19 protein-coding genes, 2 tRNA genes and 1 other RNA gene are annotated in these 22,757 nt (G+C 73.0%); 16 read left to right on the plus strand and 6 right to left on the minus strand.

From position 1 onward, the window contains the following. Positions 1–252 precede the first annotated feature (252 nt). Complete coding sequence (eccCa, locus tag J3P41_RS15075; RefSeq protein WP_307862018.1) at positions 253–4,257, minus strand: type VII secretion protein EccCa; 4,005 nt, start codon at positions 4,255–4,257, stop codon at positions 253–255. A gap of 130 nt (positions 4,258–4,387) precedes the next feature. Between eccCa and J3P41_RS15080 the strand changes: the two genes are divergently transcribed. From J3P41_RS15080 to J3P41_RS15115, 8 genes are all read left to right on the plus strand, one after another. Next, positions 4,388–5,740 carry a hypothetical protein gene (locus tag J3P41_RS15080; RefSeq protein WP_210651170.1) on the plus strand — a complete coding sequence of 451 codons (1,353 nt, stop codon included), beginning with the start codon at positions 4,388–4,390 and terminating at the stop codon, positions 5,738–5,740. A gap of 130 nt (positions 5,741–5,870) precedes the next feature. Then, the gene (locus J3P41_RS15085) at positions 5,871–6,182 is read left to right on the plus strand and encodes a WXG100 family type VII secretion target (RefSeq protein WP_210651171.1); all 312 of its coding nucleotides are present in this window, start codon (positions 5,871–5,873) and stop codon (positions 6,180–6,182) included. Positions 6,183–6,216: 34 nt separating this feature from the next. Continuing rightward, entirely contained in the window at positions 6,217–6,507 is a 291-nt protein-coding gene (locus J3P41_RS15090; RefSeq protein ID WP_210651172.1) for a WXG100 family type VII secretion target, read from the plus strand. Between the two features lie 148 nt (positions 6,508–6,655). After that, positions 6,656–8,038: a type VII secretion integral membrane protein EccD gene (eccD, locus tag J3P41_RS15095; protein ID WP_210651173.1), complete on the plus strand. Its 1,383-nt coding sequence runs from the start codon at positions 6,656–6,658 to the stop codon at positions 8,036–8,038. A 3-nt stretch (positions 8,039–8,041) separates the two neighbouring features. Then, positions 8,042–9,457: a type VII secretion protein EccB gene (locus J3P41_RS15100; protein ID WP_210651174.1), complete on the plus strand. Its 1,416-nt coding sequence runs from the start codon at positions 8,042–8,044 to the stop codon at positions 9,455–9,457. Beyond that, the gene (locus J3P41_RS15105; RefSeq protein WP_210651175.1) at positions 9,454–10,686 is read left to right on the plus strand and encodes a S8 family serine peptidase; all 1,233 of its coding nucleotides are present in this window, start codon (positions 9,454–9,456) and stop codon (positions 10,684–10,686) included. Before J3P41_RS15100 ends, J3P41_RS15105 begins: the two co-directional genes overlap by 4 nt. Positions 10,687–10,755: 69 nt before the next feature. Continuing rightward, positions 10,756–11,826, plus strand: a complete 1,071-nt coding sequence (locus J3P41_RS15110; RefSeq protein WP_210651176.1) for a sugar phosphate nucleotidyltransferase — start codon at positions 10,756–10,758, stop codon at positions 11,824–11,826. Positions 11,827–11,871: 45 nt separating this feature from the next. Then, a complete protein-coding gene (locus J3P41_RS15115; protein WP_210651177.1) occupies positions 11,872–13,173 on the plus strand; it encodes a UDP-N-acetyl glucosamine 2-epimerase in 1,302 nt (433 codons plus the stop codon). Between the two features lie 74 nt (positions 13,174–13,247). Here J3P41_RS15115 and J3P41_RS15120 read toward each other — a convergent pair. After that, positions 13,248–13,332: transfer RNA gene (locus J3P41_RS15120), tRNA-Ser, on the minus strand. Between the two features lie 93 nt (positions 13,333–13,425). Between J3P41_RS15120 and ffs the strand changes: the two genes are divergently transcribed. The 7 genes from ffs (at position 13,426) to J3P41_RS15155 (ending at position 19,777) form a co-directional block, all read left to right on the plus strand. Next, an RNA gene (gene ffs, locus J3P41_RS15125) (signal recognition particle sRNA small type) lies at positions 13,426–13,515 on the plus strand. Between the two features lie 56 nt (positions 13,516–13,571). Beyond that, positions 13,572–15,743 (plus strand): DNA polymerase III subunit gamma and tau, encoded by a 2,172-nt coding sequence (locus J3P41_RS15130; RefSeq protein ID WP_210651178.1) that lies wholly within the window; start codon positions 13,572–13,574, stop codon positions 15,741–15,743. A gap of 42 nt (positions 15,744–15,785) precedes the next feature. Next, on the plus strand, positions 15,786–16,169 hold the full coding sequence (locus J3P41_RS15135; RefSeq protein ID WP_210651179.1) for a YbaB/EbfC family nucleoid-associated protein: 384 nt from the start codon (positions 15,786–15,788) through the stop codon (positions 16,167–16,169). Between the two features lie 11 nt (positions 16,170–16,180). Continuing rightward, the gene (gene recR, locus J3P41_RS15140; RefSeq protein ID WP_210651180.1) at positions 16,181–16,777 is read left to right on the plus strand and encodes a recombination mediator RecR; all 597 of its coding nucleotides are present in this window, start codon (positions 16,181–16,183) and stop codon (positions 16,775–16,777) included. Beyond that, on the plus strand, positions 16,774–17,355 hold the full coding sequence (locus J3P41_RS15145) for a DUF5063 domain-containing protein (protein ID WP_210651181.1): 582 nt from the start codon (positions 16,774–16,776) through the stop codon (positions 17,353–17,355). The genes recR and J3P41_RS15145 overlap by 4 nt, the downstream gene beginning before the upstream one ends. A 90-nt stretch (positions 17,356–17,445) precedes the next feature. Further along, positions 17,446–18,732: an aspartate kinase gene (locus tag J3P41_RS15150; RefSeq protein ID WP_210651182.1), complete on the plus strand. Its 1,287-nt coding sequence runs from the start codon at positions 17,446–17,448 to the stop codon at positions 18,730–18,732. Position 18,733: 1 nt separating this feature from the next. Beyond that, positions 18,734–19,777 carry an aspartate-semialdehyde dehydrogenase gene (locus J3P41_RS15155; RefSeq protein ID WP_210651183.1) on the plus strand — a complete coding sequence of 348 codons (1,044 nt, stop codon included), beginning with the start codon at positions 18,734–18,736 and terminating at the stop codon, positions 19,775–19,777. On the opposite strand, the gene J3P41_RS15160 is transcribed toward J3P41_RS15155, so the two are convergent. The 4 genes from J3P41_RS15160 to J3P41_RS15175 form a co-directional block, all read right to left on the minus strand. Then, on the minus strand, positions 19,778–20,437 hold the full coding sequence (locus J3P41_RS15160) for a hypothetical protein (RefSeq protein ID WP_210651184.1): 660 nt from the start codon (positions 20,435–20,437) through the stop codon (positions 19,778–19,780). It abuts the gene before it with no gap. Positions 20,438–20,500: 63 nt separating this feature from the next. Beyond that, a tRNA-Pro gene (locus J3P41_RS15165) sits at positions 20,501–20,577 on the minus strand. An 82-nt stretch (positions 20,578–20,659) separates the two neighbouring features. After that, complete coding sequence (locus J3P41_RS15170; protein ID WP_210651185.1) at positions 20,660–21,313, minus strand: dihydrofolate reductase family protein; 654 nt, start codon at positions 21,311–21,313, stop codon at positions 20,660–20,662. A gap of 9 nt (positions 21,314–21,322) precedes the next feature. Next, positions 21,323–22,246 (minus strand): metallophosphoesterase, encoded by a 924-nt coding sequence (locus J3P41_RS15175; RefSeq protein ID WP_307862019.1) that lies wholly within the window; start codon positions 22,244–22,246, stop codon positions 21,323–21,325. Positions 22,247–22,271: 25 nt separating this feature from the next. On the opposite strand from J3P41_RS15175, the gene J3P41_RS15180 reads away from it, so the two are divergent. Beyond that, the gene (locus tag J3P41_RS15180) at positions 22,272–22,730 is read left to right on the plus strand and encodes a GatB/YqeY domain-containing protein (RefSeq protein WP_210651187.1); all 459 of its coding nucleotides are present in this window, start codon (positions 22,272–22,274) and stop codon (positions 22,728–22,730) included. The last annotated feature ends 27 nt before the right edge of the window (positions 22,731–22,757 follow it).

Genomic DNA, 22,757 nt, shown 5'->3' on the forward strand with positions numbered 1-22,757 from the left:
TGGGCGGTGGCTGAGCCACATCCGTACGTCGGGGGATGTGGCTGGCTCACCGCCGCCGCGCCCGGGCGGTGGCTGAGCCACATCCGTACGCCGCGGGATGTGGCTGGCTCACCGCCGCCGCGCCCGGGCGGTGGCTCAGCCACATCCGTACGCCGCGGGATGTGGCTGGCTCACCGCCGCCGCGCCCGGGCGGTGGCCCACCCACATCCGTACGCCGCGGAATGTGGCTCACTCACCGCCCAGGGCCGGCGGTCACATCGTCGGGTCGAGCCAGGCCAGCTGCGCGGTCTGGGTGCCGCCGTCGCGGGTGACGACCCGGGCCCGGCCCTCGGGCGCCGGCTGCGGGCGCAGGTTGCCGATGAGGATGCCCTCGTCGCGCGGGCCGGACAGCATGACGCCCGGCATGGCGAGGTCGCGCAGCGACTGGATGACCGGCTCGTAGAGCGCCCGCGACGCGCCACCCGTGCGCCGGGCGACGACGACGTGCAGGCCGACGTCGCGCGCCTGGGCCATCAGCGGCTGCAGCGAGGAGACCGGCGAGGACTGCTGGGTGGCGACCAGGTCGTAGTCGTCGACGACGACGAAGACCTCCGCGCCGGTCCACCACGACCGGTTGCGCAGCTGCTCGGGCGTCACGTCGGGCCCCGGGATGCGGCCCTCGAGGTAGGTCGCGATGTCCTTCAGCGTCGGCGTCGCCTGGGTGGCCGAGGTGAGGTAGTTGAGCAGGTACTCGTCGGGCACCTCGCCGAGCAGCGAGCGGCGGTAGTCGACGAGCACGATCTGGGCTTCCTTCGGCGTGCGCGTGCGCATGACCTCGTGGACGTACGCCCGCAGCAGCGCGCTCTTGCCGGACTGCCCGTCGCCGAAGATCAGCATGTGCGGCTCGGCGTCGACGTCGAGCCCGATCGGCGCGAGCTCCTTCTCGTTGATGCCGAGCAGGATGTGGCGCTCGGGCACCTGGCGGCGCACGGCGTCCTCGCGGATCGCCTCCAGGGTGACCCGCTCGGGCAGCAGGCGCAGCTTCGGTCCCTGCGGGCCCTTCCAGGCCGCCGCCATCCGCTCGATGAGGTCGTCCACGCCGTCGCCGAGGGTGTCGGCGTTGCCGTCGCCGTCGATGCGGGGCAGCGCGCCGAGGAAGTGCAGCTTCGACGGCACCAGACCGCGCCCGGGCCGCCCGACGGGGACCAGCGCGGCGACCTTGCGGTCGATCTCGGAGTCGAGCGGGTCGCCCAGGCGCAGCTCCAGCTTGGAGCCGAACACGTCGCGCATCGCGGCGCGGTAGTCGGCCCACCGCGTCGACGCGGTGACGATGTGGAGGCCGAAGGTCAGCCCGCGCGCGGCGAGCTGCTGGATCTCCATCTCGAGGTCGTCGAACTCCGCGCGCAGCGTGCTCCAGCCGTCGATGACGAGGAACACGTCGCCCCAGCCGTCGTCGGCGCGACCCTGCGCGCGGCGCGAGCGGTAGGTCTCGATCGAGTCGATGCCGTTGGTGCGGAAGTACGCCTCGCGCCGGTCGACGATGCCCTCGACCTCCGCCATCACGCGGCGTACGACGTCGGGCTCGGAGCGGGTGGCGACGCCGGAGACGTGCGGGAGCCGGGCCAGCGGGGCGAACGTGCCGCCGCCGAAGTCGAGCACGAAGAACTGCGACTCCAGCGGCGTGGTCACCAGCGCCATGCTCGTCACGATGCTGCGCAGCATCGTGCTCTTGCCCGAGCGCGGGCCGCCGACGACCGCCACGTGACCGGCGGCGCCGGTGAGGTTGAGCGTCATCGTGTCGCGGCGCTGCTCGCGCGGGCGATCGACCGTGCCGAGCGGGATGACCAGGCCAGGGACGTTGCGCCACTGCTGGGACGTGAGGCCGAGGTCGGGGTGCTCGACCAGGTCGGGCATCAGCTCGTCGAGGGTGTCCGGCACGTCGAGCGGCGGCAGCCACACCTGGTGCGCCGCGGGGCCCTTGCCGACCATCCGCTGCACCGCGATGTCGAGCAGCGAGGGCTGCTCGCCCTGCTGCTGCGGCTGCGGGGTCACGACCTCGTGGCTGTCGTCGACGGTCGGCTCGAGTGCCTGCACCTCCGAGATCGTGAACGGCAGGATGCCGCGGATCGCGCCGCCCTCGTCGCGGGTGACCCGGGTGCGGCTCGACGGCGGCCCCGAGACGTACGCCGCCTTGAACCGCAGCAGCGTGGACTGGTCGGGCTTGAGGTAGCCGAGGCCGGGGACGGCGGGCAGCTCGTAGGCGTCCGGGACACCGAGGACGGCGCGGGACTCGCCGGCGGAGAAGGTGCGCAGGCCGACGCGGTAGGACAGGTGCGACTCCAGGCCGCGCAGCCGGCCCTCCTCCAGGCGCTGGGAGGCGAGCAGGAGGTGCAGGCCGAGCGAGCGGCCGAGCCGGCCGATCGCGACGAACAGGTCGATGAACTCCGGCTTGGCCGACAGCATCTCGGAGAACTCGTCGACGACGATGAACAGCGACGGCATCGGCTCGAGCGGCTCGCCGTTGGCGCGGGCCTTCTCGTAGTCGCGCACCGAGGCGTAGTTGCCCGCGTCGCGCAGCAGCTCCTGACGCCGGGTCATCTCCCCGGACAGCGCGTCCTGCATGCGGTCGACGAGGGTGAGCTCGTTGGCCAGGTTGGTGATCACGGCCGAGACGTGCGGCATGTCGGCCATGCCGGCGAAGGTGGCACCGCCCTTGAAGTCGACCAGCACGAGGTTGAGCTGCTCGGAGGAGTGCGTCATCACCAGGCCGAGCACGAGCGTGCGCAGGAACTCGGACTTGCCGGACCCGGTCGCACCGATCACGAGGCCGTGCGGGCCCATGCCCTGCTGGGCGGACTCCTTGATGTCGAGGTGGATCAGGCCGCCGGAGTCGCCGATGCCGATCGGTACCCGCAGCCGGTCGCGGGCGGGTCGCGGACGCCACGCGGTGGCGGGGTCGTAGGAGAAGATGTCGCCGAGGCCCAGCAGGTCCATGTGGTCGGGCGAGACCGACGTGATGTCGACGGCGCCGCCGGCCGAGGAGGCCTCGGCGCTGGCGGTCTTGAGGGGCGCGATGCGGCGCGCGAACGCCTCGGCGGTCGCCAGGTCGCACTGGTCGGCGAGCGCCTTGACCGGCTCGCCGCGCAGCCGCAGTGCGCGCACGGGGCGCTTGCCCAGCTCGTCCGGCGCGTCGGCGAACTCCAGCCGGAGGCGGGTGGAGTCCTCGAGCTCGTCCCACCGGCTCGGCAGGTCGAGCAGCGTCACGCCGTGCAGGCCGTCCGGCGGCACGATGTGGTTGCCCGGCGGCAGGTGGCCCCCGTCGATGACGAGCAGGATGTGGGGGGTCGCCGCGCGCTCGTCGGCACCGAACCGCGGCCGGTCGCTGAGGTCCGGCGGCAGCAGGTTGCCCAGGTCGTCCAGCGACGTCGAGACGAGTCGCATCGGTCCCACCGCGTCGGCCTCGCGGGTGCTCTGCGCGTGCGGGAGCCACTTGACCCAGTCCCAGTGGGTGAGGTTCTGCTCGGAGCTCAGGACCGCGACGATCAGCTGGTCGGGGTTGTGGAACGCCGTCGCGGAGCAGATCATCGCCCGCGCGGTCGAGCGGACCTCCTCGGCGTCGCCGCACAGCTCGATCCGGTCGAAGGCCCGCAGGTCGATCGAGGCCGGGAGGTTGGGCTGGAGCCGGTGCACCACCAGCAGCCGGTGCAGCGCCGAGGCGGCGGCCGGGTCGACCTGGTCGACCGGCGCGCTCTCCGGCGGCACCAGCTCGAGCGACAGCGGCTGCGAGCACAGGCCGTAGCGCACGTGCAGGAAGTTGTCGTCCGAGGCGGTGTGCTCCCACAGCCGGGTGCGGTCCTCCGCGAGCGAGGGCAGGGCGGACGGCTCGGGGTGGTGCCAGTTGAGCGCGCGGCGCTGCTGGTCGGCCGCCTCGCGGGCCACCTTGCGGATGTTGCTGAGGTAGCGCAGGTACTCGGTGCGCGAGCCGGTGACCTGCTGGGCGCGCTGCTTACGCTGCCGGTCGATCTGGACGACGATGAAGCCCAAGGTGGCGAAGAGGAACATGCCGGCCGCGAGGAAGCTGCGCCCGCGGTTGGCGCCGCCGCCCATCGTGGCCACCAGCACGATCGAGCCGAGGCTGCCCAGCATCGGGATGGCGTTCATCAAGACGCCGCTCGCGCCCTCGCCCTCCTGCAGCTCCGGAGGTGCCTGGAGGACGATCTGCCCGCCTGGCATCTCGGGCTCGTCGAGCCGCTGGCCGCCCCGCAGTGTCGTGCTCACGCATCCCCCAGTGCCTCACCCGATGAAGTCGCGACGATGATAGGTGTGCTCCGTGCGGGCCGCGACTACCCTGCAGCGGAGAAGCGCCCGCCCGACGCACGCGAAGGGGGAAACCGTGTCGGACGTCGCGATGTCCAGCACTGCTGACGCGACCATCGCCCTGAGCATCCACGGCCCCGCCGGGGTGCTCGACCTCGTGGTGCCCGCCGGCGCGACCTCCGTCGACGTGGCCCGCGAGTACGCCAAGCAGGCCGAGGTGCCGGGCATCCCGCTGCTCCAGACCGCGCTCGGCGAGCGCCTCAACGCGGCGGTGCCGCTCGGGGAGGCCGGCGTGCAGCCCGGCGACGTGCTGGTCGCGACCACCGGTGTGCACCGTCCGCGCAAGGTGACCATGCTGGAGGCGGCCAAGAACGCGCCCGAAAGCCCGGCGCTCGCCGCCCTGATCGCCGCGCTCGGGGCCCTGGCCGCCGTGCTCGCCGCCTGGTACGCCGCCCGCACGGGCGAGGAGACGGCACGCACCGTCGCGGTCGGGGTGCTCATGGCGTGCGCGCTGCTCGGCGCCCTGCCGGTGGGGCGGCACATCAGCCAGCGCACCGCCGCGGCACCGGCGTTCGCGGCCGCGGCCGCCTTCGCCGCCCTCTACGAGCCCGGCGTCCACCTGCTGCCCGCCATCCTCGGCGCCGCTGGCATCTCGGCGGCCGTGGTGGCCGGCATCGGGCGCGCGCTGGCCACGGACGTCGACGAGATCAGCGTCGTGTGGATCGCCAGCGGGCTCACCGTGTTCGCCTGCTGCGCGGTGACGGCGCTGCTGGCCTGGGACGCCCGCATCGCGTGGACGCTGCTGGTCTTCCTCGCCATGATGGCGGCGCGGTTCGCGCCGTCGCTGGCCGTCGACGTACCGGACGAGGCGCTGCTCGACCTCGACCGGCTCGCGGTGACCGCCTGGTCGGCGCGCGACACCCAGCGCCGGAGCCGGCGCGGCCGGATCGTGGTCGCCGCCGACGCGATGGAGCGGCTGGTCCGCCGTGCCTCGCGGATCGTGACCGGCGCGGCCGCGGCGATCCTGGTGACCACGGTCGTCGCGAGCCCGCTCCTGCTCCACAGCGCCTCCATCGACCTCGACCGGATCGGCGCTCGCTGCCTGGTGTTCTTCGCCGGCTGCTCGCTGCTCCTGGCCGCCCGCTCCTACCGGCACGCCACCGCGCGCACGCTGCTGCGCCTGGCGGGCCTCGGCGCACTCCTGGCACTCGGCGCGGACCTCGTCGCCGGCCCGGGCGCCGCGCACCTCGACACCTTCCTCTACGTGGCGGTGGCCCTCGGCGCCGTCGCGCTGGCGGCCGCGGTGGCGACGGGGCGCGGCTGGCGGTCGGTGTGGTGGTCGCGTCGGGCGGAGGTCGCCGAGTCGCTGTGCGGCAGCTTCGCGTTCGCCGCGGCGGTCGTCGCGGCCGGAGTGTTCCGCCGCCTGTGGGAAATGACGTCGTGATGTTTAGGCCCGATCCGGTCGGGTAGATGCACGTCAGCGCGGGGGGCCGGGACGTCTCCCCGAGCAACACGGATCACCAATTCACACACAGATACTCGGTCGGTTCGACCGCCGAGGGAGAAGGATCGACATGAGTGACATGTACGGCCAGACAGAGAAGGCGCTCTCCAAGGCTGCCGACTTCGTCGACCAGGCCCGCGGTGACGTCAAGAACAAGTGCGGCGTCCTCTCCGGCAACATCCAGACGATGATGGGTGGATGGGGCGGCCAGGGAGCCACCGCGTTCAACAACCTCATGATCGCCTGGGACCAGAAGCAGGAGACCATCCTCAAGGCCCTCGACCAGCTCTCGGCGTCGATGAAGGAGACCGAGCGCGACAACGTCTCCACCGACGAGGCCCAGTCCGCCACCCACACCAACCTCCAGGGCCGCCTCGGCTGACGCCGGGCCCACATCTGAGATCCAGGAGATCGACATGACTTTCGACGGAATCAAGGTCCAGCACGGCAGCCTCGACGCCGGTGCCGCCGACGTGATGAAGGCCGCCAAGGACATCGAGGCCCGCCTCGACCAGCTCGAGAGCGAGCTCAACCCCCTCAAGTCGGACTGGAACGGTAACGCCAAGATGGCCTACGACCAGGCCAAGGCCAAGTGGGACCAGGCGATGAACGAGATGACGCTGCTGCTCCAGCAGGCCAGCCAGGGCGTCGACGCGTCCAACGCCGAGTACAAGGCTGCCGACGCCCGCGGTGCCAACCGCTTCTGAGCACACGCCAGCTTCCGAGGCCGGTCGTCCCTGCGGGGATGATCGGCCTCGGGCCATTTCCGGAGCAGCCGTCGCCTAGGCTGCTCCCCGTTCAGTGCCCCGTCGACGCCGACGGGCGCAGGCGATGCATGTTCAGGGGGAGACACCAATGAGTCAGGGGTCCTCGGTTGCCTCGGGACTGGTCCGGGTGACCATCGCCTCGGGGTCGCGTCGGGTCGATCTGGTGCTGCCGGGCGCGATCCCGGTCGCCGAGCTCGTGCCCGAGCTCGCCCGCTCCGTCGGGCTGCTCGACGCCTCCACGGTCTACGGCGGCTACCGCCTGGTGACCCAGGAGGGACGCACCCTGGCCAACGACGCCGGGCTGACGATGCAGGGCATCGAGGACGGCGGCCTGCTGACCGTCACCGCCGGCGTCGACGACAAGGCGCCCCGGGTCTACGACGACGTCGTGGAGGCGATGGCCGACGTCGTCGAGAACGAGCTGAAGCCGTGGGAGCCCGCCGCCGGCCGGCGTACGGCGCTGGGCGCCGGCAGCATCCTGCTCGGCCTGGGCGCCCTCGCGCTGCTGCTGCGCGGGGAGAGCCTGCTGGGCGGGGTCGTCGCTGCGGTGATCGCCGGACTCCTCGTGGTCGGCGGCATCGTGCTCGCCCGCGCCCAGGACGAGCCCGAGACCGGGGTGGTGGTCTCGCTGCTCGCCGCGCTCTACGCCGGCGTGGCCGGCCTGCTGCTCGCGCCCGGCGACCTGCCGCCGTGGCAGTGGCCGCTGGACCAAGCGTTCTTCACCGACCCGCTGCTCTTCGCGGGGCTGGGCGTCCTGGCGGTCGGCCTCGTGGCCGTCGTCGGGCTCAAGGACGGGCGCCCCCTGGTCATCCCGGCCATCGTCGTCGGTGCCGTGGTCGTCGCCAGCTCGGTGCTCATCCGCGTCGCCTCGTGGGAGCCGAGTGCCGTCTTCACGGTCCTGCTGACCCTCGTGGTGCTCGCCGGCAGCGTCCTGCCCTGGCTGGCCCTCGGAGTCACCGGCACCAGCGTCGACCAGCTCTACTCGTTGCACGACATCACCGCGGACCCCGACGAGATCGACCCGGACGAGGTGGCCGACGACGCCCGGGTGGGCCACGAGATCCTGCTGGCGGTCTCGGCGACGGTGGGCACCCTGCTGGTCCTCTTCGCGCCGTTCGCGGTGGACCGCGGCGTCTACGGCACGGTCCTGGCCGCCGTGTGCTGCTTGGCCGTCATGTTCCGCACCCGTCAGTACCGCACCAGCGCCGAGGTGCTCGCCGGGCTGACCTCCGGCATCCTCGGCCTGGTCTCGGTCGCGGTGTCGATGCTGCTGATCCACGACGAGTGGCGCTCCGGTGCGGCGATCGGACTCGCGGGCGTCGGCGCGCTGCTGCTCGCCCTGACCCTCGTCCCGGCGTCGGCCTCGGTGCGCCGCGGCCGGATGGGCGACGTCGTCGAGACCATGACACTGCTGGCGCTGCTGCCGCTCATGGTGCTGGCGGCCGGATTCGTCTCCGCGGTGGCGGGCTGATCGATGGCGACCAAGAAGGACCTCGTCGAGGCCCACGCCTTCAGCCGGCGCCGCCTGGTCACCGCGTTCGTGTCGGGCGCGCCCGGCGGGCGCGAGGTCGAGCCGGTGCGTCCGGGCCGGGTGATCATCGGCGGCGTCGCGCTGTCGGTGCTGCTCCTGGCGGGTGCCGCCATCGCCGGCTTCCTGCTCGGCCGACCGCCGGCCCAGTGGCTCGACGAGGGCAGCTTCGTGATCTCCAAGGACACCGGCGAGCAGTACGTCGTGCTCCGCGGCGGCGACGACCCGCTGCTGCAGCGGGTGCCCAACTACGTCTCCGCCCAGTTGCTCCTCGAGCAGGCGGACCTGACGCCCTACACCGTGCGCGACAAGTACATCCGCAGCGTCCAGCTCGGCGAGGACCTCGGCATCGAGGGAGCGCCGGCAGGCCTGCCCTCGGCCGACGAGCTGGTCGACGACGGCTGGACCGCCTGCACCGGCCCCGACGTGGGCATCAAGATCGCGGTCCAGCGCGAACCCCAGGTCGAGGACCTCACCGGGTCGGCGTTCCTGGTCGCCAGCAAGCGCCAGCAGTGGCTCATCGCGACCGCCCCGCCGGTGGGCAACCGGCAGGGGCGCGCCTACCGCTTCCCGATGCCCGCGGACTCCACCGCCGCCTCGACGATCGGCATCAAGCTCGGCTTCGACGCCTCGCCCACCAAGGTGGACGAGGAGTGGCTGAACCTCTTCCCGCTGGGCGAGCCGCTGGAGGCGGCCTCGTTCGGTGTCCGCAACGCCGGCCGGCCGGTGCCCTACGCCGACACCGCCACCGACCTGTCGCGCTACCGCGTCGGCGACCTGCTGCTGTCCAGCGACGGCACCTACTTCCTCCTCGGCGACGAGCAGCCCGTGCCGCTCGGCGACTTCGCCGGCATGGTCTACGACGTCGTCGGCTCCCGCGCCATCGAGCTGCCCGGCGACCTGCGCGCCGACTTCGGCGACATCGGCTACCCCAGCGAGTGGCCCTCCGCCCTGCCGACCGCCGTCCAGGGCGGCGCCCTCTGCGCGGTGCTGCACCCGCAGGCCGAGGCGGCGCCCGAGGTCACCCTCGCCACCAACCCGGTCGGCGCCGCCGACCCCGCTGAGGTCGGCCCGGGGCGCCACGACGTCGACGTCGAGCCGAGCACCGGCGCCTACGTGCTGTCCGGCTCGGACGAGGCGGCCGACGACGGCACCCCCTTCGTCATCGACACCAAGGGCGAGAAGTACGCCTTGATCGGGCCGCAGGTCCCCGACTTCATCGGCTACGCCGACGTCGAGCCGCCGCTCGTGCCCAGCTCCTGGCTCGGGTTCTTCAGCTCGGGCGTCCCGCTCTCCACCAACAGCGCGCGCCGGGTGCCCGAGGACGCTCCGCCGCCCGACTCGGAGGCGTCGGCCTCATGAGGAGCAGCGGCCTGCGTACGACGCTCGCTGCCGGCGTCGTCGCGGCGTCCGTGGTGCCGGTGTGGGCGGCACCGGCGGTGGCCGACCACGACGCGCCGTGCTCGATCGGCGAGGTCCCGGGCTCCGAGCGGCTGGCCGACACCCACGCCGAGGACAACCCCGCCTTCGAGCGCATGCACGTCGAGCAGGCCCAGGAGGTCGCCACCGGGCGCGGGGTGAAGGTCGCGGTGATCGACAGCGGCGTCATGCCGCTGGAGGGCATCGACCGGCCCTCGGCGGTCGTGGCCGGCGGCGCCTCGGGCACGAGCCTGCTCTCGGGCCACGGCACGATCGTCGCGGGACTCATCGCCGGCCCGCACGGGGTGGCGCCCGACGCGCAGATCCACGACGTGAAGGTCTACGACTCCGAGACCGCCGACCCCACCCAGGGGGAGAAGCCCCTGACGTCGGCCGGCATCGTCGCCGGGATCGAGGCGGTGCTCGCCGCGCAGCCGACGCAGCAGTACGACGTCGTCAACATCTCCCTCGCGGTCCGCCAGTCCGACCCGGCCCTCAAGGCCGCGGTGGCCCGACTCGTGCGCGAGGACCTCGTGGTGGTGGCGGCGGCCGGCAACGTCGAGGCGGACGACTCCGATGACTCCGGCAAGGGGACGCCGGGCAGCGACGCCGCGGTGTTCCCCGCCGACTACCCCGGCGTGCTCGCGGTGAGCGCGACCCCGCCGGGCGGGGAGAGCCCCAGCACCTACGTCGTACCCAACAAGGACACCGACGTCGCCGCCCCGACGGTGGGCGCGATCTCCGCGAACGCCACCGGTCAGGTCTGCGTCGTCGGCGAGGTCGCGACGTCGTGGGCCGCCGCCGAGGTGAGCGGCATCCTGGCGCTGCTCCGGGAGCGCTTCCCGCGGGAGACGCCGCGGCAGCTCGTCGCCCGGCTCCAGGCCACCACCGAGGGGGCCGGCGTGCCGCAGGGACCCGACGCAGTCGTCGACCCTTGGACCGGAGCCGGCGTCGTGCAGGCGCACGACGCGCTGACCCGGCAGATCGAGCCGGGCCGCCAGGGGAAGATCGAGACCACCGTCCAGGAGGTCCGCGCCGACGCGCAGGCACCGCCGGCGCCGGAGCGGGTCGACCTGTTCAGCACGCCGCGCGCGATCCTGCTCTGGTCGGGCCTCGGCGCGGGGTCGCTGCTGGCCCTGGCGTTCATGCTGCGGCCGCTGCTGCGCCGCTGACCTGCCCTCTGGTCGGCCCGCTGACCGGTTCTGCCCGGCCGATGCGGGGCCGCGTGATGGAATCGCCCCATGACCGACACCTCAGACGAGCCGGTTGCCGTGATCCTGGCCGGCGGCCAGGGATCGCGCCTGTGGCCGATCAGCCGGGACCGGGCGCCCAAGCAGTTCCAGCCGGTCGTCCGTGACCGTCCGCTGCTGACCGGCACCATCGAGCGGCTGAGCGAGCTGGTCGACCCCTCCCGCATCCACGTCTCGACGCGCGCCCGCTTCGCCGACGCCGCCCGCGCCAACCTCGGGCCGGTGCCCGCGGAGAACCTCATCCTCGAGGAGGACCCGGCCGGGCCGGCCACGGCCTTCGCGCTGAGCATCGCCACGCTGGCGCACCGCTACGGCAACGCGCCGGCGCTGATCGCGCCGTCGGACCACCTGATCAACGAGGAGGAGGCCTTCAACGCCGCCTCCCGCGACATGCTGGCGCAGCTGGCTGCGACGCCGCAGTCGATGGTCGTGCTCGGCGCCGAGCCGACGCGCTTCGACTCCAGCCTGGGCTACATCCACACCTCGGGCGGCGACGACGCCGTGCAGGTCATCGAGTCCTTCCACGAGAAGCCCGACCCCGACGTCGTCGACGAGCTCGCCGAGAGTGGCAACCTGTACTGGAACACCGCCTGCTACGGCGTACGCGTCGGCCAGGCGTGCGACGCCTACCGGACCGCGCTGCCCCTGATCTTCGACTCGATCGAGCGGTTCGCGCGCAGCGAGCACACCGGCGACCAGGGCTATCGCGGCGCCGCCATCGGTGGCCACGAGATCTATCCGCTGATGTGGGCCGGCATGGAGTGCCTGGTCGTCCCGCGCCAGCTGGGCTGGACCGACGTCGGCACCTGGGTCCGGCTCGAGCGCGTCCTGCACGACCAGCGGGTGACCTCCATCGGGCCGGCGCTCCAGCTCGACGCCGAGGACACCCTCGTCGCCAGCATGGACGGTCGGCCGGTCGTCACCCTCGGGGCGCGGGGGCTGATCGTGGTGACCCACGAGGACGCCGTCTACGTCCTGGACAAGCAGAAGGCGCTGGACACCCCCACGCTCGAGCGCCTCCGTTCGCTCCTCGCGGCCAGCACCCGCGAGGATCTCCTCTGAGGCTTCGGCCCCGGCCACCGCAGCTGCACCCACGTGAAGGAACCCATGTCCTCTGAGAACAGCCAGCACATCGTCGTCGTCGGCACCAAGCCCGACATCATCAAGCAGGCGCCGATCTACCACGAGCTGCGCGAGCGCGGCCACGACGTGCTGCTGTGCCACACCGGCCAGCACTACGACCACAACCTCTCCCAGTCGATGCTCGACGAGTTCGGCGTGCGCGAGGACGTCAACCTCGAGGTGCGCGGCGGCGTCAACGACCTGGTGTCGGGCATCACCGCCAAGCTGTCGGCGTACCTGCGTGGCATCGTCGCCTCCGGTGGGTCCCCGATCACCTACGTGCACGGCGACACCACGACCGCGATGGCCGGTGCGCTCGCCTCGTTCGGGGAGCGGCAGGCGCTGGTCCACGTGGAGGCGGGCCTGCGCACGCTCTCGCCCACCACGGACGTCCTGAAGGGCTGGATCGAGCAGGGCGCCGACCTCGACTGGGCGTCGTTCCGCGACGAGTCCGTGCGCCGCGACAGCTGGAGCAAGGGCAGCAAGGAGCCCTCGCCGGAGCAGTTCAACACGCGCGTCGCCGACGCCGGCTCCGACCTGCACGCCGCTCCGGTCGAGCTCAACCGCGACTTCCTCGTCGAGGAGGGGTTCGCGCCGGCCGCCATCGACGTCGTGGGCAACTCGGTGGTCGACGCGCTGCAGCAGGCGATCGACGGCAGCGACAAGAACCAGGTGCTGGAGAAGTACCCGCAGATGGGCGACGGATCGTTCCTGCGGTTCTGCGTCCACCGTCGCGAGAACACGACCAACCGCGAGCGCTTCGACCTGCTCATGGACGCCATGGAGGCGCTGCTCGAGCAGGGTCACCACGTGCTCTTCATCCGCCTGATCGGCACCGAGGCGGCCATCGACAACTTCGGTCGACGCCAGTGGCTTGCCGACCTGGAGGAGCGCTACGGCGACGCGCTGATCTCGACGCCGGTGTGGGACAGCTATCTCGACGTGATCGCCGCGATGTCGATGTGCGCGGTGATCGTCACCGACTCCGGCAGCATCCAGGAGGAGGCCAACGTCCTCGAGGTGCCCTGCGTGACGCTGCGCTTCGGCTCCGACCGGTCGGAGACCTTCCTGGCCGGCAGCAACTTCCTCGCCCCGCCGGTGAGCAAGGAGCTCATGGCCGCCGTGGTGCACCAGGTCTTCGAGCACCGCGGCGAGCTGTCGTGGAAGCGCGTCTACCCCGAGGGCGCCTCGTCGATGCTCGTCGACGCGGTCGAGCGGCGCCTGGCCGACGACAGCCTGCGGATCTCCGAGGAGTGGCGCTACGGCCTGCGCGCCCGGCTGCGCTGAGCGACGTACGACGCTGTCGGCGACGAGACGACGAAGGCCCCGCGACCGGAACCGGTGCGGGGCCTTCGTGGCGGCGGAGGTAGGGGGATTCGAACCCCCGAGGGCGTTAACCCAACCCGCTTTCCAAGCGAGCGCCATAGGCCACTAGGCGATACCTCCGCCGAGGAGAGTACCGGTCGGCTCGTGGGCGGTGAAATCGCGTCGGTACGCCCGGGGTTTGGGCGCCGGATGCGGCTCGCCTAGACTCCCGGCAACCCCCCACGCGGCGTCACCTCGCCCAATCCCCCAGGGCCGGAAGGCAGCAAGGGTCAGTGAGCTCTGACGGGTGCGTGGGGGGCCTCTTCATGTCCGGGGCACGCGCGGTGGTCGGTGTGGGTGCGCCCGGTTAGGGTTCCCACGTGGAGTCACCGCTCGCGCTCTATCGCCGCTACCGGCCCGAGACCTTCCAAGAGGTCATCGGGCAGGACCACGTGACGGAGCCGTTGCGAGCCGCGCTGGCGGCCAACCGGGTCAACCACGCCTACCTCTTCTCCGGCCCGCGCGGCTGCGGCAAGACCACCTCGGCGCGCATCCTGGCCCGCGCGCTCAACTGCGCCGCCGCTCCGGTCGCCGACCCGTGCGGGGAGTGCGACAGCTGCCGCGACCTCGCCCGCGGCGGTCCGGGGTCGATCGACGTCATCGAGATCGACGCGGCCTCGCACGGCGGCGTCGACGACGCCCGCGACCTGCGCGAGAAGGCGTTCTTCGCCCCGGTGCGCGACCGCTACAAGGTCTACATCATCGACGAGGCCCACATGGTCACCACGCAGGGCTTCAACGCCCTGCTCAAGCTGGTCGAGGAGCCGCCGCCGCACCTGCGGTTCATCTTCGCCACGACCGAGCCCGACAAGGTGCTGCCGACGATCCGCTCGCGCACCCACCACTACCCGTTCCGCCTGATCCCGCCGCGGCTGCTGAGCGACTACCTCTCCCAGCTCGCCGCCGAGGAGGGCGTGAGCATCGAGCCGGCCGCCCTGCCCCTGGTGGTCCGCGCCGGCGCCGGCTCGGCGCGCGACACGCTGTCGGTGCTCGACCAGCTGCTCGGCGGTGCCGGCCCCGCCGGCGTCACCCACCAGCTGGCCACGGGCCTGCTCGGCTTCACCCCCGACTCCCTCCTCGACGAGGTGGTGGAGGCGTTCGCCACCCGTGACGGAGCGGCGGTGTTCTCGGTCGTCGACAAGGTGGTGGAGACCGGCCAGGACCCGCGCCGGTTCACCGAGGACCTCCTGCGCCGCCTGCGCGACCTCGTCATCGTCACCGCGGTCCCCGACGCTCCCGCGACCGGCCTCATCGACGTCTCCGAGGACGCCGGCGAGCGGCTGGTGGCCCAGGCCGCCCGCTTCGGGGCGATCGAGCTCAGCCGCGCTGCCGACATCGTCGCGGCCGGGCTCACCGAGATGCGCGGCGCCACGGCGCCGCGCCTGCTCCTCGAGCTGCTCTGCGCGCGGGTGCTGCTGCCCGGTGCCGACCACACCTCCGACGGCGTGATGGCCCGGCTCGAGCGCCTCGAGCGGCGCCTCGAGGTCACCGGCGGCACTCCGGCGGCCCCCGTGTCGTCCCCGGCGCCGCTCACGCCCGCGTCCACCGCCGTCGCGTCGTCGCCGGTCGTCGCCGGGGCGGTGCTGCCGTCCGGGGCGCCTCCGGCCCACAGCGCACCCGCTCCCACCGGCGAGCCGGCCCCGCCGCCGCCCGTGCCGGCAGCCCCGGCGGCCGCGGCCTCGCCGGCCCCGTCTGCGCCGACGCCACCCACGGTGCGCGACGACGGTCCGCCGCCGCCCCCGCCGATACCCACCTCAGTGCCGCAGGCCCCACCCGCCGTCGCGGACCCCGCGCCGGCTCCCGCGGCCTCGGTCCGGCCCGACGAGCCGGTGGCCGAGCAGCCGGCGGGTCCGCGCGGCGGCCTCAGCCTCGTCGACGTACGCCGCCTGTGGCCCGACGTCCTCGAGCAGACCAAGAACCGTCGCCGCCTGGCGTGGATGGTGCTCTCCCAGCACGCTCACGTCGTCGACGTCGACGGCACCCGGCTGACCGTCGGCTTCGCCAACGCCGGCGCGCGTGATTCCTTCGTCAACGGTGGCTGCGACGAGATCCTGCGCCAGGCGGCCATCGACGTCGTCGGGATGGACTGGCGCATCGAGTCCATCGTCGACCCGAGCGGCGCGGCGGCCGAAGCCCCGGTGGTGCGCCAGGCCGCGACCCGGCCGCCGGCCGGCGCCTCGCCCGGCCCCGCCCAGGAGGCGCCCGACGGTCCGCCGGCGTGGGTGACCGGCCCCGACACGGGGTCCGGGGCTGCCGCCCCAGCCGCGGAGCCGGCCCCGCCTGCGGCGCCCGCCGTGTCGGCTGCGCCGGCTCGCGAGGCGCTGGAAGCGGCCCGCGCGGGCGGTGCGCCCGAGGCGGCAGCGCCGGTGCGCTCGGCCGACGACGACGTCCACCCCGACGACCCCGACGCGGAGTCGGCGGCGCTCGACACCGAGTCGCTGCTCAGCCAGGCGCTCGGTGCCCGGCTGATCGAAGAGATCAAGAACGACTGACCCGCACGATCCCCTGACCTCCGTCCTGACGTGGGAGACCCGATGACCCAGAACCCGTTCGACGCCCTCGGCGGCGGCTTCGACATGAACGCCCTGCTCCAGCAGGCGCAGCAGATGCAGCAGCAGATCGAGGAGGCGCAGGCCGACCTCGCCCGGCAGACGGTCGAGGGCACGGTCGCCGGTGGCGCCGTCAGCGTCACGGCCAACGGCGTGGGGGAGCTGGTCGGCGTGACCATCCGGGCCGGCGAGTTCGACGGCAGTGACCCTGACGACCTGTCCGACCTCTCCGACCTCATCGTCGCGGCCTACCGCGACGCGCGCGCCAAGTCCGAGGCACTGGCCAGCGACTCGCTGGGCCCGCTGACCGAGGGACTCGGCGGCGCGGGCGGGCTCGGCGGGCCGGGCGGCCTGCCCGGCCTGGGCTGAGGGGCCCCGACTTGTACGAGGGCGTCGTCCAGGACCTCATCGACGAGCTGGGGCGACTGCCGGGCGTCGGACCCAAGAGCGCCCAGCGCATCGCCTTCCACCTGCTGCAGGCGGAGCCCGTCGACGTACGCCGCCTCGCCGACGTGCTGATCGAGGTCAAGGCCAGGGTGAAGTTCTGCTCGACGTGCTTCAACGTCAGCGAGGACGAGCAGTGCCGGATCTGCCGCGACGAGCGGCGCGACCCGAGCGTGCTGTGCGTGGTCGAGGAGTACAAGGACGTCGTCGCGATCGAGCGCACCCGCGAGTTCCGGGGCCGCTACCACGTCCTCGGCGGCGCTATCTCGCCGATCGACGGCATCGGTCCGGACCAGCTGCACGTCAAGGAGCTGATGCCGCGCCTGGCCGACGGCGCGGTCACGGAGGTCATCTTGGCCACCGACCCCAACCTCGAGGGCGAGGCCACCGCGACGTACCTGACGCGACTGCTCCTCCCGATGGGGTTGCGCGTGACCCGCCTGGCGAGTGGACTGCCGGTGGGTGGAGACCTCGAGTACGCCGACGAGGTCACCCTCGGCCGCGCGTTCGCCGGAAGGAGATCAGCCGAATGACCGACGAGGACCAGATCAGGTTCGAGGAGCAGATCGCCGACTCCGTGACGAGCTTCCTGCTCGCGCTGCGCGCCATCGCCCGCGAGGGCAACGGGGCCCAGGCGGTGTCGCTGCTGCTGCTCGAGATCAGCCAGGTGCTGCTCGCCGGTGCCCGGCTCGGCGCCCAGACCGACTTCACCCCCCGCGAGGAGTTCCAGCCCGACGTCGGTCCGGAGGCCGACATCGACGACCTCCGGATGCGGCTGGCGGAGATGCTCGGGGGAGTCGACGCCTACACGTTCGTCTTCGACCCCTATGCCCCCGAGGTGGTCGTCAGCCGGCTGTCCGACGACCTGGCCTCGATCGCCATCGACCTCGAGAACGGCCTGCGCCACTTCCGCGCGGGCGACGTCGAGGAGGCGCTGTGGTGGTGGCAGTTCTCCTACGTCAACAACTGGGGCAACCTGGCCGGGGCCGCCCTCAACGCGCTGCTCACGGTGGTCGCGCACGACCGGTTCGACACCGACTTCGACGCCGACGCAGAGGCGGTCGCGGTCGCCGATGAGATCCTCGGCGGCGCACCGGCCATCCAGCCGTAGAATCGGGGGTGGCCTGCCGGCAACGGCGCCAGCGGGCTCACCCGTCGAGCGCGACCCGAGCGGTCGCCACCCCGACCCCGAGGACCAACCGTGGGCATTGTCGTGCAGAAGTACGGCGGCTCCTCGCTCGCCGACGCCGACGCCATCAAGCGCGTCGCCCGGCGCATCGTGGACATCAAGAAGGCCGGGCACGACGTCGTCGTCGCCGTGTCGGCCATGGGCGACACGACCGACGACCTGCTCGACCTCGCCAACGGCGTCTCGCCACTGCCGCCGGCGCGCGAGATGGACATGCTGCTCACCGCGGGCGAGCGCATCTCGATGGCGCTGGTCGCGATGGCCATCAGCGACCTCGGCTACACCGCCCGGTCGTTCACCGGCTCCCAGGCCGGCGTGATCACCGACTCCGTCCACGGCAAGGCCAAGATCATCGACGTCACGCCCGGGCGCATCACCCAGGCGATCGGCGAGGGCCACATCGTGATCGTCGCGGGCTTCCAGGGCGTCTCGGCCGACACCAAGGAGATCACCACCCTCGGTCGCGGCGGCACCGACACCACCGCGGTGGCGCTCGCGGCCGCGCTCGAGGCCGACGTCTGCGAGATCTACACCGACGTGGACGGCGTCTTCACCGCCGACCCCAGGATCGTGCCGAGCGCCCGCAAGCTCGACCGGGTCTCCTACGAGGAGATGCTCGAGCTGGCCGCCTGCGGTGCGAAGATCCTGCACCTGCGGTCCGTGGAGTACGGCCGTCGCTACGGCGTCCCGATCCACGTCCGATCCTCGTTCAGCCAGCTCGAGGGCACCTGGGTCGTCAACGACCCCAAGCCCAGTGCGCCCAGCCAGGGAGACACCATGGAACAGCCCATCATCGCCGGCGTCGCCCACGACCGGAGCGAGGCCAAGATCACCGTCGTCGGCGTGCCCGACAAGGTCGGCGAGGCCGCCCGCATCTTCGAGGCGCTGGCCGACGCGCAGATCAACCTCGACATGATCGTGCAGAACGTCTCGGCGGCAGCGACCAGCCTGACCGACATCTCGTTCACCCTGCCGCGCACCGACGGCCAGACCGCGATGACGGCACTCGCGCGCATCCAGGCCGAGGTCGGCTACGACAAGCTGCTCTACGACGACAAGATCGGCAAGGTCTCGCTCATCGGCGCCGGCATGCGCTCCCACCCCGGCATCACCTCGAAGTTCTTCGGCGCGCTCGCCTCGGCCGGTGTCAACATCGGCATGATCTCGACCTCCGAGATCCGCATCTCCGTGATCGTCGACGAGAACGCGGTCGACGACGCGGTGCGCGCCACCCACACGGCGTTCGAGCTCGACGCCGACGAGGTCGAGGCCGTGGTCTACGGCGGGACGGGGCGCTGAGATGGGCGTGAGCATCGGCATCGTCGGCGCCACCGGACAGGTGGGCGTCGCGATGCGCCAGATCCTGCTGGAGCGGGAGTTCCCGGCCGACCACGTGCGCTTCTTCGCCTCCGCCCGCTCCGCCGGCACGGTGCTGCGGTTCGGTGATCGGGAGATCACCGTCGAGGACGCCGCGACCGCCGACCCGGCCGGGCTCGACATCGCGCTGTTCTCGGCGGGCGCGACGACGTCGCGGGCGCTCGCGCCCCGCTTCGTCGAGGCGGGCGTGATCGTGGTCGACAACTCCTCGGCGTTCCGCAAGGACCCCGAGATCCCGCTGGTCGTCTCCGAGGTCAATCCCGACGCGATGCGACCGGTCGTCGAGGCGGGCCGGGGCATCATCGCCAACCCCAACTGCACGACGATGGCGGCGATGCCGGTCCTCAAGCCGCTGCACGAGGAGGCCGGCCTCACCCGGCTCGTGGTCTCCACCTACCAGGCCGTCTCCGGCTCCGGCGTCGCCGGTGTCGACGAGCTGGCCGGCGGCGTGGCCGCGGCGGGCGACAAGGCGCGCGAGCTGGCCTACGACGGCTCGGCGATCGCCTTCCCCGAGCCGGTGAAGTACGTCGAGCCGATCGCCTACAACGTGCTCCCGCTGGCCGGGTCCATCGTCGACGACGGTCTCAACGAGACCGACGAGGAGCAGAAGCTGCGCAACGAGTCGCGCAAGATCCTCGGCATCCCCGACCTGCTGGTCTCCGGCATCTGCGTCCGCGTCCCCGTCTTCACCGGCCACTCGCTCGCGGTCAACGCCGAGTTCGAGCGGCCGATGACGCCGGCACGCGCCCGCGAGCTCCTCGCGGAGGCCGCGGGCGTGCAGCTCGACGAGGTGCCCACGCCGCTCAAGGCCGCCGGCCGCGACCCGTCGTACGTCGGGCGGCTGCGGCAGGACCCGGGCGTCCCGGACGAGCGCGGGCTGGCGCTGTTCATCAGCAACGACAACCTGCGCAAGGGTGCCGCGCTCAACACGGTCCAGATCGCCGAGCTGGTGGCCGCGGCCCGCTGATCAGCGCACGTCGCGCGGCGGCGTGGCCCCCGGGGTGACGTCGTCGCCGGCCGTGGTGGTGACCCACCACGACGCGCCGTAGGCCGCCGCGGCCAGCAGCGGCACGGCCAGGGCGCTCCACCGCTCGTCGAGCGCCTCGAGCAGGAAGACCATCACGAGCACGGCGAGGACGCCGACCGCGAGGAGACTGGTCGAGCCGGGATCGGCGACGCCGAGGGCGCGCAGCAGCATGCCGCCGACGTACGCCAGGACGACGAGGCCGGCGAGCAGCAGCGGCCACCCGAGCGCGCCGCCGCACGACGACGTACCGCGGGCGGCCTCGCAGCCGGTGCCCGCGAGCCACGTGAGGAGCACCGCCAGGGCGCCCACGACGAGCCCGGTGACGCCCGCGCCCAGGAGGCCGGGCAGGCGCACGGCTGGGACCCTGCGTCGCTGCTGCGGCTCGTCGCCTGCATGGCCGTCGCGCGTCGCCGCCGGCACGGGCGGTGCCTGAGCGACCTCGGGCCGGGGTCTCGGTGTGGCTGGCGCACCGCCGGTGCGGTCGCTCGTCGACGAGTCGGCGTCGGGCAGGCCCGCCGGCGGGGCCGACGCCCGTCGCCGCCGGAAGGAGAAGGACGGCATCTCCAGCCGGGGGCCGTCGTCGGGCGTGTCGTCTGCCATGGGGGCAGTGTCTCAAATGCGCGGAGCTCCCGGACCCAGCGTCGTGGGTCCGGGAGCTCCGGGTGGTCGGGCTGACAGGATTTGAACCTGCGGCCTCCTCGTCCCGAACGAGGCGCGCTACCAAGCTGCGCCACAGCCCGCCGCCCGGACGCAGTAGGTCCGGGCAACGCGGGCGAGCATACCGGAGCGGTCGGGGGCTCTGGAAATCGCCCCGGCCCCCGATCAGCCGGGGAGGTCGGCCGCCGCGGCGCGCCGGGTGAACGTCAGGTGCGTGACCCCGCTCGGCGAGGACACCGCCTCGACGTCGAAGTCGTCCTCCAGCCCGTCGAGCCCGTCCCACAGGCGCGTGCCGCGACCCAGCACGATCGGCACCTGCACCACGTGGAGGTGGTCGACGAGCCCCGCGGCCACGAAGTCCCGGATCGTCCGGGCGCCCCCGCCGAGGCGCACGTCGAGGCCGCCGGCGGCCTCCCGGGCGATCGCGAGCGCGCGCTCGGGGGAGGTGCTGAGGAAGTGGAAGGTGGTCCCGCCCGCCATCTCCAGCGGCTCGCGGGGACGGTGGGTCAGGACGTACGTCGGCGTGTGGAACGGCGGCTCGGGACCCCACCAGCCGGTCCAGTCGGGGTCGTCCTGCCAGCCGGGGGGACCGAACTTGCCGGCGCCCATGATCTCGGCGCCGATGCCGAGCCCGTGCTGGGTGGCGAAGGCGTCGTCGACGCCGCGCTCGCCCCCGTCGCGGTCCCAGAAGCTCGTCGCGAACATCCACTGGTGCAGCCGCTCGCCGGCGTGTCCCATCGGCAGCTCGGCGGACTGCGGCTCACCGGCACCGAAGCCGTCGAGCGAGATCGAGAAGTTGTGGACTCGCAGCCGCGACATCGGTTCTCCTCAGGTGCGTGCGACGAAGGTGAGCAGCGTCGCCTCCGGGCGGCAGGCGACCCGGAAGCGGACGTAGGGGTTGGTGCCCAGGCCTGCGGACACGTGCAGCCACGACGAGCCCGTGTCGCCCGGGGAGGAGCCGGCGGGGTGGCGGTGCAGGCCGCGGGCGCGGGCCGGGTCGAGGTCGCAGTTGGTGGTGAGCGCCCGCCCCCCGGGCAGGCACACCTGTCCGCCGTGCGTGTGGCCCGCGATGATCGCGTCGTAGCCGTCGCGGGCGAACTGGTCCAGGACCCGGAGGTACGGCGCGTGGGTGACGGCGAGCCGCACGTCGGCCGCCGGGTCGGCCGGGCCGGCGACGCGCGGCAGGTCGTCGTACTCGAGGTGCGGGTCGTCGACGCCGGCGAAGGCGATCGAGGTCCCCTTCACGGTCAGCGACCCGAAGCCGTTGGTGAGGTCGAGCCACCCCGCCGCGTCGAAGCGTGCCTTGAGCTCCGGCCACGGCAGCTGCGGGGTCCTCGTGTTGCGCCTGCCGTCGTCGGGCAGCAGGTAGCGCAGCGGGTTGCGCATGCCGGGGGAGTAGTAGTCGTTGGAGCCGAGGACGTAGGCACCGGGGACGTCGAGCAGCGCGCCCAGCGCGTCCGTCACGAGCGGGACGGACCGCGCGTGGGCGAGGTTGTCGCCGGTGTCGACGACCAGGTCGGGCTCGAGGTCGGCCAGGCCGCGCAGCCACTGCTGCTTGGCCCGCTGGTCCGGCGCCAGGTGGATGTCGCTGAGGTGCAGCACCTTCAGCGGCGCGTGCCCGGGCGGCAGCAGCGGCACGTCCACCCGGCGCAGCGTGTACTGGCGGGCCTCCCAGGCGGCGTACGACGCGAGGCCGGCGCCTGCCAGGGCGCCGAGCGTCGCCGTCCGGCGCAGAATCGGGAGGAGGGCCACGCGGCAAGGCTGCCACAATGGCGCCATGAGTGCTCTCAAGGACCGTCTCCGCGCCGACCTCACCGCCGCCATGAAGGCGCGGGACGAGCTGCGCTCCTCGACCCTGCGGATGGTGCTCACCGCCATCACCAACGCGGAGGTCGCCGGCAAGGAGGCGCGCGAGCTCACCGACGACGACATCATCGGCGTGCTGTCCACCGAGGCCAAGCGCCGTCGGGAGGCCGCCGTGGCCTTCGAGGAGGGCGGCCGCGCCGAGATGGCGGCCAAGGAGGCTGCCGAGGGCGAGGTCATCGCCGAGTACCTCCCGGCGCAGCTCGCCGAGGCCGAGATCGCCGAGCTCGTGTCCGCCGCGATCGCCCAGACGGGCGCCGCCGGCGAGGGCATGCGCGCCATTGGCAAGGTGATGGGCGTCGTGACGCCCCAGGTCAAGGGTCGCGCCGACGGCGGCGCCGTGGCTGCGGAGGTACGCCGCCAGCTCGGCTGAGCCTCAGCCCCGGCACTCCCCGTGCCG

The sequence above is a fragment of the Nocardioides sp. SYSU D00065 genome, assembly GCF_017916425.1.
Lineage (GTDB): Bacteria > Actinomycetota > Actinomycetes > Propionibacteriales > Nocardioidaceae > Nocardioides.